Source organism: Formosa sp. F44, from assembly GCF_056238645.1.
This window is the reverse complement of the sequence record NZ_JBWDLJ010000004.1, coordinates 522491-538886: the sequence shown is the minus strand read 5'-3', so window position 1 is coordinate 538886 and position 16396 is coordinate 522491. Positions and strand designations below refer to the sequence as shown.

The following is a 16396-nucleotide window of genomic DNA, read 5'->3' as shown; positions in this document are numbered from 1 at the left end:
ACTATTCATTTAGCAATTTATCTATAAATGATTTAAAGTCAGATTTATAATCATCATATAAATCTCCTGTAGCAGGTCCATTAAATCCCGTGTGTATTTTTCTAACCTTTCCTTTTTTATCGATGTAAATCGCAGTTGGATAAGACAACACATGATTTAACATAGGGAGTTTTTCTTGAGCAGATTCTTTATTTGTAGACCCATATTGCGCCAATAAAATAGGATACGTTATGCCTAACCTCGATTTTAAACGTTGGATGTTTTCAAAGGCTTTTTCTTTCGTTTTGGCATATTCAAATGCAAGCCCAATAAACGCAATATCATCAGAGTTATTAGCTTTTAAATACTCTACAAAATATTTACTTTCGTCTAAACAGTTAGGACACCACGTCCCCATTAACTGCACCACAACCACTTTATCTTTAAATTGCGCATCAGACAAAGACACCATATTTCCAGAAGCATCAGGGAAAGTAAATGCTAAAGCATCGTATCCTGGCTTTAAAAAGGTTAAAGAATCGGCGTCGGCTAATTCAAACATATCATTCCGTTTGGCCTTAAAGGACTCTTTAAAATGATTCCCTGAATAGAACGTTCCAGTCATTGTACTATCGTTCACATCCGCCGTAAACAAGAACGCATGAGCACCGTCGAAAGCAGATAGCTTCATGGTATTGCCTTCAACACTACCTTCTAAAAAACGATAATCTCCGGTAGTCGTTCTAAATGTTCCTGTAACGTTATCGCCATTCTGCTTAAAGATACCTTTGGCTTTATATTTATCTTCAGGACTATCTGGAGAAAAGGTTGTTTCCCAAATACCTTCGACGTTAACATCGGCTTTTTTACTGGTTTCAAATCTATGATATACGCCATATTCCGCTTTAAATGGCACAGCACGCTTTAATTCATCAATAATAAAGAATCCGTTTAACGATTTTCTAGCTGTGAGTTTCGCTTTTAAATATCCTTCAAACACAGGTAGTTTTATAATTACACTATCGTTTTTAAAAGAAATCTCGTCTACTTTAATTTCTTCTTCGGCATTAAACACGGTAAGCGTACTATCGTTAACCACCTCAAAATTAAAAGGTAAAACCTCAGAATCTTGAGCTTCAATTGTCGCCCTCCACATGCCTTTTTCAAGTTTTTCAGATTCAGGTTGTTTACAATTAAATAGACATATTGCAACACTTAGCAATAAAAAATAACGCATAGAATATAGTTTTAATTAGTATTCGAAGAAACATCAAATTCCTTACAATAAAAAAACATTTTACAATTTTATAGACGTTGAAGTATTACTATCTTTGCGCTTTTAAGAAAACACGCTTTACATGAAGATTTCATACAATTGGTTAAAACAATTTATTAAAACTGACTGGTCTGCAGAGCAAACCGGAGAACTTTTAACCGACCTTGGCCTAGAGGTTGAAGGCATAGACACGTTTCAATCTGTAAAAGGAGGCCTAGAAGGCATTGTTGTAGGTGAAGTATTAACTTGCATACAGCACCCGAATGCTGATAGATTAAAAATTACAACCGTAAATATTGGCGCAGAAGCTCCTGTACAAATTGTATGTGGTGCACCAAATGTAGATGCTGGACAAAAAGTTCCTGTTGCTACTATTGGCACGACTTTATATACTGAAACCGGTGAAGCTTGGACCATTAAAAAAGGTAAAATTAGAGGCGAAGAAAGTTTTGGAATGATTTGCGCCGAAGATGAACTTGGTCTTGGAAAGTCTCATGATGGTATTATGGTTTTAGATGCCGATTTAAAAGTAGGAACAGCTGTAGCCGATATATTTGATGTTGAAAATGATTTGGTTTTCGAAATTGGATTAACACCAAACCGTGCCGATGCCATGAGTCATTATGGTACAGCCCGTGATTTAAGAGCCGGTTTGTTACAAAAAGAAATTCACGCCGAGCTTATTACACCTTCTGTTAGCGCGTTTCATGTGAATAACAGAACATTTCGTGTAGATGTTGATGTACAAAATAAAGAATTAGCACCGCGTTACTGTGGCGTTAGTATTTCTGGAATTAAAATTGAAGAATCTCCAGAATGGTTAAAAAACCGACTTAAAGCGATTGGTTTAACACCTAAAAATAATGTTGTAGATGCTACAAACTATGTACTTCACGATTTAGGACAACCGCTTCACGCTTTCGATTTTAACAAAATTTCTGGTCAGAAAGTGATTGTAAAAACAGTTGAAGCTGGAACGAAATTTACTACTTTAGACGGTATAGAGCGTACCTTACACGAAGATGATTTAATGATTTGTGACGCCGAAAAACCAATGTGCATTGCTGGAGTTTTTGGTGGCGAACAATCTGGAGTTACAGAAAACACTACTAATATTTTCTTAGAAAGTGCTTATTTTAATCCGGTTAGTATTAGAAAAACCGCAAAACGTTACGGCTTAAACACAGATGCTTCTTTTAGATTTGAAAGAGGAATAGACCCTAATTTATGTGAATACGCTTTAAAACGCGCCGCCTTACTAATTGTTGAGCTTGCTGGTGGAGAAATTTCTAGTGAAATAGAAGATTCTTACAGCAATAAAATAGAAGATTTCCAGGTTCGTTTAAGCTTTGATAATGCAAAACGTCTTATTGGTGAGGAAATACCTAAAGATGTAATTAAGCGCATTCTTATGTCTTTAGACATTAAGATAAACAACGTTACAGAAACTGGTTTAGGCTTAACAGTTCCTGCTTACAGAAACGATGTACAACGTGAAGCCGATGTTATTGAAGAAATATTACGTGTTTACGGTTACAACAATGTAAAAACGACTGAGAAATTAAATGCATCTATTTCTAATTCGTCACGTTTTGAAGATCATAAAATTCAAAACACCATTGGAAATCAATTAGCTTCACAAGGGTTTTACGAGATTATGGCCAATTCTTTAACATCGCCAGATTATGTTAACTTGAGTGAACAATTAAAATCAGATTACAACATTAGCATGCTTAACCCATTAAGTAACGATTTATCTGTTTTAAGACAGTCGTTGTTGTTTTCAGGTTTAGAAGCTGTGTCTCACAACATAAACAGAAGACGTCCGAATTTAAAATTCTTTGAGTTTGGAAAAACCTATCACCAATACAATGAAAATCGCGAAGAGTTTAAACACTTGTCGTTATTTATTACAGGAAATAAATCTACCGAAACATGGAACTCGGCACCTTTAAAAGGAGACTTCTTTTATATGAAAGGTATTATTAATACCGTTTTAGAACGTTTAGGTTTAACTAGATTTAGAACCTCTCCTATTTCCAACGACATATTTAGCGAAGGCTTACAATTAGGTCTGGGTAAAACAAAATTAGTGGAGTTTGGCTTAGTTAAATCTAGCATTTTAAAGCATTTTGATATCTCTCAAGAAGTCTTATTCGCCGATTTTAATTGGGATGCTATTATCGATTTAGTAAAACACAATAAAACGAAATACTCCGAGATTGCTAAACACCCAGAAGTACGTCGTGATTTTGCTTTACTTCTAGACGATCAAGTAACTTTTGAAGAGATTTATACGATTGCAAAACAAACGGAAAAGCAACTTTTAAAAGAGGTAAACTTGTTTGATGTATACCAAGGTAAAAACTTACCTAACGGCAAAAAGAGCTACGCAGTGAGCTTTATTTTACAAGACGAACAAAAGACACTTACCGACAAGCAAATCGACAAGATTATGAATAAATTACAATCTAATTTTGAAAACAAATTAGGTGCGGAATTAAGATAATGGATTGACAATATATAAGTAAAAAGGCCTGCAAATTGCAGGCCTTTTTTTTGTGTCAAAAATTAAAAAATTAGATAACTTTTACATTAATCGCATTTAATCCTTTTTTTCCTTCTTTTAATTCAAATTCAACTGTATCTCCTTCTTCAATTCTGTCAATTAAGCCAGAAACGTGTACGAAATACTCATTGCTTGAACCTTCCTCTACTATAAATCCAAATCCTTTAGATTCATTGAAGAATTTTACTGTTCCGTTTTTCACTGTTTTAAAAAAATAATATTAATAATAGTAACAAATTTAAGATTATTAACTACTTAGCAAAATAAATACGCAATTATATTTTTAACTCAAATGCAACACAAAACATTGAAAATCTAACTTATAAACATAAAAAAACCCTATCAATAAATTGATAGGGTTTCAAGATCTTAAAAAGTATATATACTACTGAAAGTATTAGATTACTTTTACATTTACTGCGTTTAATCCTTTTTTACCTTCTTGTAAATCGAATTCTACTGCATCTCCTTCGCGAATTTCGTCAATTAATCCAGAGATGTGTACGAAATGTTCTTTGTTTGTGTCGTCTTCAATAATGAATCCAAATCCTTTTGAGTCGTTAAAGAATTTTACTGTTCCTTTGTTCATTGTAATAAATTAAATAATTATAATTACTACAAATGTAGTGTTATAAATTAGATAACCTGCTATAATTTTATTTTATTTTTAATAAATATTCAATTTTTCTTTTATCACCCTAATTTTAAAAGATCTTAAAAGATTATTGAAAAGTTCGTATCTTTAAGTATAACTAAATTTTTAAAACCATGGAAGATTCAAATTATATAAGAGTATTTACAGGAAGTTTTATTATCACCCAAAGAATTGTTCAAGAACTTGAAGCTGCTGGCATAAATGCTATTATTAAAGACGAGAGTGAATCTGGAAGATTAGCAGGTTTTGGAAGCTCTATTCAGGGACAACAAGATTTATACGTTAATAAGGACGAGCAACAAGCGGCTGCTAAAATTATTGAAGCCACTGCTTCGGAATTAGACGCATAAAAAAACCCTGACGAATCAGGGTTTTTAAAGCATATTTTATTTTATAACTTAGACAGCGTACATTTTGTTACGCTGTTCTTTTGTTTTAGAATCTGACATGTATTCATCGAATGTAGTATAACGATCAATAATTCCGCTAGGTGTTAATTCAATTACACGGTTAGCTACTGTCTGCGCAAACTCATGATCATGAGTAGAGAACAACACGGTTCCTTTAAAGTTCTTTAGCGAGTTGTTAAATGCTGTAATACTCTCTAAGTCTAAATGGTTAGTTGGTTCGTCTAACATTAATACGTTAGCTCTAACCATCATCATTCGGCTTAACATACAACGTACTTTTTCACCTCCAGATAATACATTAGATGTTTTTAAAGCTTCTTCCCCACTAAAAATCATCTTTCCTAAGAATCCACGAACAAATACTTCTTCGCGCTCCTCCTCTGTAGTTGCCCACTGACGTAACCAATCGACTAAAGTTAAGTTATTATCGAAAAAAGCACTGTTATCCAAAGGTAAATACGATTGAGAAGTAGTTACTCCCCAACTAAACGAACCTGAATCTGCTTGCTCCTTATTATTTAAAATTTGATAAAATGCGGTTGTTGCTCTAGAATCTTTAGAATATACCACCACTTTATCGCCTTTATTAAGGTTTAGGTTGATGTTTTTAAACAAGATTTCTCCATCTAGTGAAGCCGATAAATTTTCAACATTCAAAATCTGATCTCCAGCTTCTCTATCACGTTCAAAAATAATGGCTGGATAACGTCTACTTGTACGTCTAATATCCTCTATATTCAATTTATCAATCATTTTCTTTCTACTAGTTGCTTGCTTACTTTTTGCAACGTTAGCAGAGAATCGACGGATAAATTCTTCTAATTCTTTCTTCTTCTCTTCAGCTTTTTTGTTTTGCTGTGCATGTTGTCTAGCTGCTAATTGAGACGACTCGTACCAGAATGTATAGTTTCCTGAATAGTGATTAATTTTAGCAAAATCAATATCAGAGATATGTGTACACACGGCATCTAAAAAGTGTCTATCGTGAGATACCACAATTACACAGTTATCGAAATTCGCAATAAAATGCTCTAACCAACTAATTGTTTCGTAATCCAAGTCGTTGGTAGGCTCATCCATGATTAAGACATCTGGATTTCCAAAAAGCGCCTGTGCCAATAACACACGTACTTTTTGCTTTCCATCTAAATCTTTCATTAAGGTGTAATGATATTCTTCATTAATCCCTAAATTAGATAATAAAGCCGCGGCATCACTATCGGCATTCCAACCATTCATTTCTTCGAACTGCACTTGAAGTTCACCAATTTTTTCAGCATTCTCATCTGTGTAATCAGCATAAAGTGCATCTATTTCTGTTTTTATTTTAAACAGTGGCTTGTTCCCGATAATAACGGTCTCTAAAACCGTATGATCGTCGTACAAGTTGTGATTTTGCTCTAAAACCGACATACGCTTGCCAGGTTCTAAATGAACATGACCCGAAGTAGGCTCTTGCTTTCCTGCTATTATATTAAGAAAAGTTGATTTTCCAGCGCCATTAGCACCAATAATCCCGTAGCAATTACCTTGATTAAAAACTGTACTTACTTCATCGAAAAGCACACGCTTCCCAAATTGAACGGAAAGATTTGAAACTGATAACATATATAGTGTTTTAATTAGCCGCAAAAATAGAAAATTACATCCATTACACGAAAGAAATAATATCTTAAAAATATTTAACACCCCGTTAACAGACGAAGTTGACTGCTTCCCATATTTTTGTTTGTATCTATTTAATCAAGAGAGCTCTAATTTATGAAGCACCTTTACTTAATTCTTATACTTTCCGTTTGTTTCACATCTTGTAAAAAGGAAAATAAATATGGACACGATAATTGTGCTTTTCTGGGAGGAGAAATAATCAATCCTAGCAATAATTATGTTGTAATTTCTCAAGATAAGATTGTTTTAGATACCGTTCAGTTAGACCAAAACAATAGATTTTTATTTAAAATAAATCCTGTAAACGCTGGACTATACACCTTCTCTCATGGTGGCGAAATACAAATGGTTTTACTCGAACCTAACGATAGTATTATTTTTAGACTAAACAATTTAGATTTCGACGAATCTTTGGTGTTCACAGGGCGTGGTGCAAAAGAAAATAATTACCTGATTAATATGTTTTTACAAAATGAAAAGTCTAATCGGGCCATTTTAAAATTTAGTCAGACTACCCCAGAAAACTTCGCATTTAAAGTCGATTCTATTAAATCACTTTATCAGAAAAATTTAGACGAGTTCAAATCTAAATACAAAACATCGGATAAATTTAATCATATCGCACAAGCGAACATCGATTATAATTTTTATGCACAAAAGGAATTGTATCCTTTTACCTTTTACGGAAATAGTGAGTTGAAAAACATGAAATCTCTACCTCGTGATTTCTACGCCTACAGATCTAAAGTAGATTATAACGACGAGTCTTTAAAAGATTACTTTCCGTACTTCACTTTTTTAAGATACCATTTTAACAATATCGCTTTACAAAAACACTTCGAGGAGTCTAACGACAGTATCTTTAATAATAGAAATTTAGATTTTAACTTATCTAAACTTGAATTAATAGATAGTTTAGTCTCTAACGATTCAATTAAAAATTCACTGTTAAATTTTGCGGCATTGCGCTACATTAACTCGTCTGCAAAAATTAGTAATTACACACCGTATTTAGAATCTTATTTAGAAAAAAGCACGCTTGCCAAAAACAACGAGCAAATTTCCAATTTAATCGGATCTCTAGAAAAACTAAAACCTGGAAACGTATTACCAAATACTATAGTTACTAATAACTCAAATGAAGAACTTTATTTAAGTGATTTTGTTAAACGTCCTACTGTGATTTACTTTTGGTCTTTTACCCTAAAAAATCATTTTTTAGATAGCCATAGAATGACTCAAGAACTGGCTAAGAAGTATCCTGAAATAGACTTTATAGCCATGAATATTGACAAGAACAACGAGGAGTGGATAAACTATTTAGAGCAGTATAAATATCCGCTTAAAAACGAATATCACTTTAAAGATCCTAATTTCTCTAGGCAAATACTAGCTATTAATTCTATTAATAGAGTGATGCTAATTGATAAAAACCTGACTATTATTAACAGTCATACCAATATGTTCTCTAAAGATTTTGAAATGCAATTATTAGGGATGCTAAATCGTTAAGAATTCCTCTTAAATAAAAAATATAAGTCATAAAAAAATCCTCAACATATGTTGAGGATTTTTTTTTTATAAAGTCATTCGGAATTAATTTCCTTTTTTGTAGTCTTCTAAAAATTTAGCTAAACCACTATCTGTAAGCGGGTGTTTTAATAGACCTTCAATAGAACTTAATGGTCCCGTCATTACATCTGCTCCTAATTTAGCACAGTCAATAACGTGCATTGTATGACGTACAGAAGCGGCTAAGATTTGAGTATCGAAAGCATAGTTATCGTAAATGTGACGGATTTCTGCAATCAGGTTTAAACCATCTGTAGAGATATCGTCTAAACGTCCAATAAAAGGAGACACATACGTTGCACCTGCTTTTGCAGCCAATAACGCTTGTCCTGGAGAAAATACTAAGGTTACGTTTGTTCTAATTCCTTTTTCAGAAAAATATTTACACGCTTTAATACCGTCCTTAATCATTGGTAATTTTACAACAATTTGCTCATGTAATTCAGCTAAGGCTTCACCTTCTCTAACCATACCTTCAAAATCTGTTGCAATTACTTCTGCACTTACATCACCTTCAACAATGTTACAAATGTCTACGTAATGTTTTAAAATATTATCGTGACCAGTAATACCTTCTTTTGCCATTAACGACGGATTTGTAGTTACCCCGTCTAAAACACCTAATTCTTGTGCTTCTTTAATTTGAGCTAAATTTGCTGTATCAATAAAAAATTTCATTATTATATATTTATTTTATTTGTATTCTAACGATGTTGCTAATTTACAATATTAAGCGTGTTCTGACTGCTATTTCATCAAAATAACGGGCTTTATTTACTTAAACGTTTACTTTTTATAATTTGTAATGATTTAACAACATTTTTTCGTAAACCTTGTCTGGTAGTACACGTTTTAAAACAATAGAAAACTTTTGTAACAATTCTCCAACCTTATAATGGATTTTTGGGTTTTCGGTATTAATTATCTTATAAATAGCCTCTGCCATAATTATAGGATCTTTACCAGAATCGACATGAGAATCCATTAATTTCAAGGTATTCTCGTACTGCACTTTGTATGGTGAATTTTCGTGAATGGGAGCATGAAAACGTCCCGAAGCAATATTAGTCGTAAAGTCTCCTGGAGCAACATTAGTCATTTTAATATTAAACCCTTTTACCTCCATTCTAAGCGCCTCGGTAGCCAACTCTAAAGCGCCTTTACTCGCACTATAAATACCACGATATGGCAATCCCATATATCCAGCAATAGAGGTTACATTTATAATTAACCCGCTTTTTTGCTTTCGCATTTGTGGTAAAACGGCTTTAATAACTTCTAACGGACCAAAAAAGTTAGTATTGAAATGATTTTTCATCTCGTCTAATGGAATTTCTTCTATCGGCCCCGTAATACCAACACCCGCGTTATTAATTACTATATCGATACGCGGTTCTCGTTCTAATAGTGATTGCACACAACTAGAGATTGTAGAGACGTCTTTTACATCTAATTTTAGAATAGGAAACAGACTGGAAGTATAACGTTCTGGAGACCGACTGGTACCATAAACTTTAAATCCTTTATTGGATAAAAATTCTCCTATAGACTTTCCTATTCCTGAAGATCCACCTGTAATTAAAACAACTTTAGACATAAATTAATACTATGATTTAAGTCGGTAAAAGTACAATTTAAATAAGTGAAAAGTGAAGAGAAATTTAGGAAACTATAAGGCATAAAAAATGGCAAGCTACCTACATCACACTGCTACAACCATTTACCTTTGCTGCGTTCCCGCCCTGGAGGATTCAACAGGAGCTAGTTGTGTAGGACTTGCCGATGCAAATATACATCCTTTTTATTTTTACGCAATGATTTTTTTAACTGATTTTAAATAAATAAATTGCTTAAAATTAAAACTTACAAATGAAAGCAAGCAACATACTCATTGTCATATTTTTAACTGCTACATTATTTTCTTGCGGAAGTAGCTCGAATGACAAAAAAAGTGATTTCACATTACAAACTAATGCTCCTGGCAATGGAATTTCTCTACATGAGGACCTAAATCTTTCTGTAAAAAACCCAAAAAACATCAAAATCGATTCTATAGTTTACTTTATTAACGACCTTAGAATCTCTGAAAGCATAAATTTAAGTCAGCATAAATTAGGGAAACAAAATATAAAAGCGACCATTTATACGGCCGACGACGTTCAAACTGTAAATGCTCCTCTACTTATATTAAACGACAAATCGCCTAAAGTATACACTTTCGAGTTATTAAATACCTATCCTCACGATATTACTTCTTACACTCAAGGCCTAGAATTTTATAACGATACACTGTATGAAAGCACTGGACAGTATAAAGAATCTAAACTTAGAAAAATAGATTATAAGACAGGTGACATAATACATGGTATAAAGTTAGCCGACGAGTATTTTGGAGAAGGCTTAACCGTTTTAAACGAAAAACTATATCAGCTCACCTGGCAAAAAGGAACAGGCTTTGTTTACGATATACATACCTTAGAAAAAACATCGAGCTTTAAATACAATAACAGCAAAGAAGGTTGGGGAATTTGTAACGATGGTAAAGTGTTATATAAGAGTGATGGAACCGAGAAAATTTGGATTTTAGATCCAGAAACTTTAGAGGAAAAAAGCTATATTCAAGTATATACGAATAAAGGTAAAATTGGACGTGTAAATGAATTGGAATGGATTAATGGTAAAATCTATGCTAATATTTACCAAAAAGATGGTGTTGCAATTATTAATCCGAAAAACGGTGCTGTAGAAGGCGTTATCGATTTTACACCACTAAAAAAGAAAGTGACACAACACCAAGGTTTAGATGTTTTAAATGGTATGGCCTTTAATCCTGCAACAAAAACATTATTTGTAACAGGAAAACGCTGGGACAAACTATTTGAAGTTACTGTAAAACCTAAGCAATAATTCATGAAAGAATTTGAACATAAGGTCACCGTAACCGAAGACGATTTAGACGAATTAAACCATGTAAACAATGTACGTTATGTGCAATGGATTCAAGATGTGGCTAAAGGGCATTGGCAAAACACCGCAACTTCAGAAATGCAGGACTTATATATATGGGTGGTTATAGAACACCATATTTACTATAAAGGTGAAGCTTTACTAGGAGATGAATTGGTCTTAAAAACCTTCATTAAAAAAGCTACCGGTGTAAAATCTATTCGCGTTGTAGAACTCTATCATGCAAAAACAAAGAAACTCATGCTAACTGCCGATACGCATTGGTGCTTAATTCACACCCAAACAAAACGTCCTACGCGAATACCAGAAGATGTAAAGGCTATTTTTCAATAAAAATCTACTAAAGCGCTAAAGATTAAATCTTAATTTCGACCAAAAGTTATATTTTCACCTAATATCTCCTAAAAAGAGATTCTGTTTATATTATGAAACGTATTATCTATTTTATATCATGTTGTCTTTTTTTAATGCTTTGGAGTTCTTGCCGAAAAGATTTCGAATTTACACAAAGTAACGGCACCCTCACATTCTCTAGGGACACGGTGTATTTAGATACCGTTTTTACCAATATTGGCTCTAGCACTTATAACTTAAAAGTATATAATAATAGTAATGAAGACCTCGTAATTCCATCGCTTAAACTAGGTCGTGGGGAAAGTTCAAGCTATCGATTAAATGTAGATGGTATGTCTGGAAAAGTATTTCAAGATGTCGAAATTCTAGCAAAAGATAGTATGTATGTTTTTATTGAAACTACGATAGATTTTAACGATTTTACCAATCCTGATGCGACGTATTTATATACCGATGAAATTGAATTCACCTCGGGCACAAACTCACAAAAAGTAGAATTAGTGACTTTGGTGAAAGATGCTGTTTTTATTTATCCGAGTAAGAGCGATGAAGGCATAGTAGAAACACTTACTGTTGAAGTGGATGGCGAACAGATTTCATCTGAAATTCAAGGACGTTACTTAACTGAAGACGAATTACAGTTTACGAATGCTAAACCTTATGTGATTTACGGCTATGCGGCAATTCCAAATAATAAAACCCTAACCATCGATGCGGGCGCTCGCATTCATTTTCATAGTGATTCCGGACTATTTGTGGGAGAAAATGCCTCTTTACAGGTTAACGGAAGCTATAGCAACGACCAAGAAACCCTAGATAACGAAGTGATTTTTGAAGGCGATCGTTTAGAACCTAGCTTTTCGGATATCCCTGGACAATGGGGAACAATTTGGCTGTATGAAGGAAGCCGTAATAACAGTATAAATTATGCAACCATAAAAAATGCCACCGTTGCGATATTAAGCGAAGGCAATCCGAACGATAATAAATTGACACTTACAAATACACAAATTTACAACAGTAGTAATTTTGGAGTGTTAGGAAGAAACACATCTATTACGGCTCAGAATTTAGTGATAAATAACAGCGGCCAGTCCTCTTTTGCAGCCACTTTGGGCGGACGATATAATATTACACATGCAACACTTGCTAATTACTGGAGTAATAGTTTTAGACAATTTCCTGCTTTATTAATTAACAATTATGTTTTAGACGAAGAAAATACGGCCTATTTAGCCGACTTGTCTGAAGCTAACTTTAATAATTGTATTATTTATGGAAATGATAACCCTGAGTTTGTTCTTGATGAAATTGAAGACGAGCAGGTTGCTTTCAATTTTAAATTCACGAATTGTTTAGTTCGTTTCCAAAATTCATCTAGCACCGATTATTCAGGTCCGAATTACGACTTTAACGACACGACGCATTACGAAAACATGTTATTTAACGAAGATCCTGACTTTAATAATCCGAGTGAAAATCTATTAACTATAGGCGAAGATTCTAAAGCGATAGATCAAGGGAATTCTATTTTCGCAAATCAGGTACCTTTAGATGTATTAAACACCAACAGAACAGTTGCTCCAGATTTAGGAGCGTATCAGCATACTATCTTTGAGGAAGATTAATCCGTAACTAATTTTCACCAAGCAAATCGCAATACCAAAATCCAGCAGGTTTACTTTTTTTATTCGGAGCTGGATACTCTCGGTAGGTCTTCTCCCCTATTCGGAAAGGAATTGGCGATTTAAATAGTGGTCCATCAAAGCAAAAGGTATGAAATTCACCGTTTTCACCACACGGATCAACGTCTGCTGGCAGATTATTAATAACCGCTTCTGTTAGCACCGTACCCACAAAATCTTCCGAAAAATATTTAGCATCGGCACAAACCACAATGGCTTTAAATCCTAATTCTAAAAACTGCGTGATTAACTTTTTAGTATTTCGTTTCCATAACGGGAACACACCTTGTATTCCAACTTCCAACAGTTGCATTTCTCTATAGAACTTTAAGTCTTCCAGAAAAATATCACCAAAGGCCGCATGCGTATAATCTGCAATTTTTAACTGATGTACTGCCGTCTTCATTATGGTATTATAATCTTCCATATTGGGTGACTCGGGCAATTCTATAAAATCTAAAGAAATCCCTATGGCATCTGCTTGGGCTTGTAATAACTCTACACGTAATCCATGCATAGAAACACGCTTAAAATGTGAGTTTACGGTAGTCACTAACTTGTCTACCACATAGGATTCGTCCTGTAGCAATTCATATAAAGCTAAAGCAGAATCTTTTCCGGTGCTCCAATTAAAATAGATTTTATTCATACTTACACCTTTAATCTACGTACATCGCATTTGGCAAAGGTTGCAACATTTTACTGTGGCTTATTTCCTTTGGTATACTCACATCTGTAGAATATTGTCTTCTAGATGTTCCCGTAATATCGGCTAAAGCCGCCGCTAGTAACGGTTCATTAACATCACCCAAAACACCTAAATTTCCATAATTTTCACTTAATGTAATATCCGGTGTTAACCCATTAAAATAATCTGTATTCCCCAAGGCATTAAGCGATTTAAAGATTAAAGGTTGCATGGCATATGTATGCTTAGTGTTTACTTCGGCCTTACTAAATGTTGGCGAATCGTAAACCGTTCGGGACGCCTGATACTTACCAGTTGTAATGCCTCCAATTTGAACCACATCTATATATGGCGTTAATCCGTTAATAATAAGCTCGCTTGCAGAAGCCGTACTTCTGGTGGTAAGCACATAAACCTTACTTAGATTTAAATGATTAATAGTTTCACTAAAAGAAACCGAACCTGAAGTACTACGCTTTTCCATGGTATCGACAAACGGATTTAATATGGCTTCGGGACTATTCGTTTCAAAATAAGTTTGCCAGTCACTATTCCACTCTTCTTTCACAAAAACATCGCCCGTAAACTGTCCCGTAATCATAGAAGCCAACCAAGTTGCGGTACTTACAGAACCACCCGGGTTATATCTTAAATCCAGAACTAAATCGGATATACCTTCACTCTTAAACGTACCAAAAGCACTATTTAGTTGGGAGTCGAAAGCATCTGTACCTGTAAAAGCATTATACATTAAATAGCCTACTTTTTTTCCGTTAACATTTAAAACCTCTTGTTTGTAAATCGGATTTTCTGTGTGTGAAGATTTCACTAAATCCACTTCTTCAGGGATGCTTTCAAAACTATCATCGTCGCTATCTACTGTACCATTATCATTATATGTCGCCATACCTATAGTATACGACGTGCCTTTTACTAGATCTATATTTGTATCTGTTGAAGAGTTGTAATATAACTCGACACCATTTACACGATTAAAAATATCGCCTCGTTTTATGCCTTTCTGTTCGGCATCTGTATTTGGCATGACGTAACGCACATAACCAAAAACTTTATTTCCCGTATTTTGTAAAAGCACCAGACCGTATTCCATACCGTGTGTAACAGATTCCCCGCTAAACTGTTGCTCTAGCGCTATATAGTCGTCTGTTATCCAACTAAATCGGTCTTCGGTACTCGTATTGTACAATAAACTATTAAACAAACCTTCTGGTGTAGAAAAACCGTTTAAGTAATTTTGATATTCGGTGTTTGATGTAAATCGAGCATCCGACAAATCCGGAACATTGTCTTTATATAAGTAAAAAGCATTCATGCCTTTCCATACAAAATCGTTTATTTCTGAAGTAGTCACTAGGAAATCATCTTCGTCTTTAGCGCAATTAGTTAAACACAATACAAGCGCACAAAGGAAAAAGGGAATCTTTAAATGTTGCATATTAAATCTGAGTATAAAGTATAAATTTACTTTATTTAACAGCAGTTATAAAATTTTTTGTAACAAATTATATAATCGTTCGTCGTAATATTAAACCACCAATAATACACCAACAACCGAATTAAAAAAATGACCCAGTCTGAATTTTTAAATACTGTATTACCCTTTAAAGATAAAGTATATCGTTTAGCAAAACGTTTATTGATATCTAGCGAAGAAGCGGAAGATGCGACGCAAGAAGTTTTGATTAAACTGTGGTCCAATAAAAATAAAATGGAAGCTTATAAAAATATAGAAGCATTTTCCATGACAATGACAAAAAATTTATGTTTTGACAAATTAAAATCTAAGCAAGCACAGAATTTAAAAATAGTACACAGTAATTATGAAGACCATAATACAAGTCTTCATAAACAAGTTGAAACGACAGATAGCCTGGATTGGGTTGGAAAAATCATTGCAACTTTACCAGAACAGCAACGCATGGTTATACAGTTAAGAGACATAGAACAGTATGATTTAGATGAAATTTCAGAAATGCTAGACATGAAAAATACAGCTGTGAGAGTTGCATTATCTAGAGCACGAAAAACAATAAGAGAACAGTTAACTAATACGCATAATTATGGTATTAAATAAAATAGAACATTTACTTGAAAAGTACGAAAACGGAGAGACAACTTTGCAAGAAGAGCAACAGTTACAAGCCTACTTTTCTCAAGATAAAATAGAACCGCACCTAGAAGTTTACAGACCTTTATTTGCCTATTTTAAAGCCAATCAAAATGAAACATTTAATAAAGATATTGCACTAAAAACAAACAAAAAACCAATTTATGCTTGGTTAAGCGTCGCCGCAATTGCTGTTTTAATGTTAGGGTTTTATTTTAAGTCCACTCAGAACATATCACAAACACATGACGATTTAGGTACAATTCAAGATCCGCAATTGGCTTACGAAGAAGTTGTGAGGTCTTTAGAATTAATTTCTAAATCTTTAAACAAAGGCGCTTCTACTATGGGCTATTTAGAATCTTACAATAAAGGGATGGCAACAGTAGGATATATTAACGAATTAGAACACTCTTCAAACATCATTTTTACAACTAAAAAATAA

Annotated in this window: 16 protein-coding genes and 1 other RNA gene; 8 read left to right on the top strand and 9 right to left on the bottom strand. The window is 33.7% G+C overall.

Annotated elements, in window-relative coordinates; genetic code table 11:
- Position 1 precedes the first annotated feature (1 nt).
- Positions 2–1216: a peroxiredoxin family protein gene (locus AC0UBM_RS14975; RefSeq protein WP_475689157.1), complete on the bottom strand. Its 1215-nt coding sequence runs from the start codon at positions 1214–1216 to the stop codon at positions 2–4.
- Between the two features lie 121 nt (positions 1217–1337).
- On the opposite strand from AC0UBM_RS14975, the gene pheT reads away from it, so the two are divergent.
- Complete coding sequence (pheT, locus tag AC0UBM_RS14970; RefSeq protein WP_475689156.1) at positions 1338–3764, top strand: phenylalanine--tRNA ligase subunit beta; 2427 nt, start codon at positions 1338–1340, stop codon at positions 3762–3764.
- Positions 3765–3834: 70 nt separating this feature from the next.
- Here pheT and AC0UBM_RS14965 read toward each other — a convergent pair whose 3' ends face one another.
- Both AC0UBM_RS14965 and AC0UBM_RS14960 read right to left on the bottom strand, forming a co-directional pair.
- Positions 3835–4026 carry a cold-shock protein gene (locus AC0UBM_RS14965; protein WP_414036878.1) on the bottom strand — a complete coding sequence of 64 codons (192 nt, stop codon included), beginning with the start codon at positions 4024–4026 and terminating at the stop codon, positions 3835–3837.
- Between the two features lie 195 nt (positions 4027–4221).
- Positions 4222–4413, bottom strand: a complete 192-nt coding sequence (locus tag AC0UBM_RS14960) for a cold-shock protein (protein WP_038528380.1) — start codon at positions 4411–4413, stop codon at positions 4222–4224.
- A 179-nt stretch (positions 4414–4592) separates the two neighbouring features.
- Here AC0UBM_RS14960 and AC0UBM_RS14955 point away from each other — a divergent pair, with 179 nt between their 5' ends.
- Positions 4593–4829, top strand: a complete 237-nt coding sequence (locus tag AC0UBM_RS14955; protein WP_414036879.1) for a putative signal transducing protein — start codon at positions 4593–4595, stop codon at positions 4827–4829.
- 48 nt (positions 4830–4877) lie between these two features.
- On the opposite strand, the gene AC0UBM_RS14950 is transcribed toward AC0UBM_RS14955, so the two are convergent.
- Entirely contained in the window at positions 4878–6497 is a 1620-nt protein-coding gene (locus tag AC0UBM_RS14950) for an ABC-F family ATP-binding cassette domain-containing protein (protein WP_414036880.1), read from the bottom strand.
- A 153-nt stretch (positions 6498–6650) separates the two neighbouring features.
- Here AC0UBM_RS14950 and AC0UBM_RS14945 point away from each other — a divergent pair, with 153 nt between their 5' ends.
- Positions 6651–8069 carry a TlpA family protein disulfide reductase gene (locus tag AC0UBM_RS14945; RefSeq protein ID WP_475689155.1) on the top strand — a complete coding sequence of 473 codons (1419 nt, stop codon included), beginning with the start codon at positions 6651–6653 and terminating at the stop codon, positions 8067–8069.
- Positions 8070–8153: 84 nt separating this feature from the next.
- Here the strand turns inward: AC0UBM_RS14945 and fsa are convergent, their stop codons facing one another.
- From fsa to ffs, 3 genes are all read right to left on the bottom strand, one after another.
- Positions 8154–8807 (bottom strand): fructose-6-phosphate aldolase, encoded by a 654-nt coding sequence (gene fsa, locus AC0UBM_RS14940; protein WP_414036882.1) that lies wholly within the window; start codon positions 8805–8807, stop codon positions 8154–8156.
- A 115-nt stretch (positions 8808–8922) separates the two neighbouring features.
- On the bottom strand, positions 8923–9726 hold the full coding sequence (locus AC0UBM_RS14935; protein WP_475689154.1) for an SDR family oxidoreductase: 804 nt from the start codon (positions 9724–9726) through the stop codon (positions 8923–8925).
- 86 nt (positions 9727–9812) lie between these two features.
- Positions 9813–9911: signal recognition particle sRNA small type (ffs, locus tag AC0UBM_RS14930), an RNA gene on the bottom strand.
- An 87-nt stretch (positions 9912–9998) separates the two neighbouring features.
- Between ffs and AC0UBM_RS14925 the strand changes: the two genes are divergently transcribed.
- The 3 genes from AC0UBM_RS14925 to AC0UBM_RS14915 all read left to right on the top strand — a co-directional run bounded on the left by AC0UBM_RS14925 (position 9999) and on the right by AC0UBM_RS14915 (position 13078).
- Positions 9999–11036, top strand: a complete 1038-nt coding sequence (locus tag AC0UBM_RS14925; protein WP_475689153.1) for a glutaminyl-peptide cyclotransferase — start codon at positions 9999–10001, stop codon at positions 11034–11036.
- 3 nt (positions 11037–11039) lie between these two features.
- Positions 11040–11429 (top strand): acyl-CoA thioesterase, encoded by a 390-nt coding sequence (locus AC0UBM_RS14920; protein ID WP_475689152.1) that lies wholly within the window; start codon positions 11040–11042, stop codon positions 11427–11429.
- A gap of 92 nt (positions 11430–11521) precedes the next feature.
- On the top strand, positions 11522–13078 hold the full coding sequence (locus tag AC0UBM_RS14915) for a hypothetical protein (protein WP_475689151.1): 1557 nt from the start codon (positions 11522–11524) through the stop codon (positions 13076–13078).
- 7 nt (positions 13079–13085) lie between these two features.
- On the opposite strand, the gene AC0UBM_RS14910 is transcribed toward AC0UBM_RS14915, so the two are convergent.
- Together AC0UBM_RS14910 and AC0UBM_RS14905 are read right to left on the bottom strand one after the other, a co-directional pair.
- Positions 13086–13784, bottom strand: coding sequence for a Dph6-related ATP pyrophosphatase (locus tag AC0UBM_RS14910; protein WP_414036887.1), 699 nt, complete (start codon positions 13782–13784; stop codon positions 13086–13088).
- A gap of 10 nt (positions 13785–13794) precedes the next feature.
- Positions 13795–15279, bottom strand: coding sequence for a S41 family peptidase (locus AC0UBM_RS14905; RefSeq protein WP_475689150.1), 1485 nt, complete (start codon positions 15277–15279; stop codon positions 13795–13797).
- A gap of 129 nt (positions 15280–15408) precedes the next feature.
- Here AC0UBM_RS14905 and AC0UBM_RS14900 point away from each other — a divergent pair, with 129 nt between their 5' ends.
- Both AC0UBM_RS14900 and AC0UBM_RS14895 read left to right on the top strand, forming a co-directional pair.
- Positions 15409–15918: an RNA polymerase sigma factor gene (locus AC0UBM_RS14900; RefSeq protein WP_414036889.1), complete on the top strand. Its 510-nt coding sequence runs from the start codon at positions 15409–15411 to the stop codon at positions 15916–15918.
- Positions 15905–16396 carry a hypothetical protein gene (locus AC0UBM_RS14895; RefSeq protein WP_475689149.1) on the top strand — a complete coding sequence of 164 codons (492 nt, stop codon included), beginning with the start codon at positions 15905–15907 and terminating at the stop codon, positions 16394–16396. Before AC0UBM_RS14900 ends, AC0UBM_RS14895 begins: the two co-directional genes overlap by 14 nt.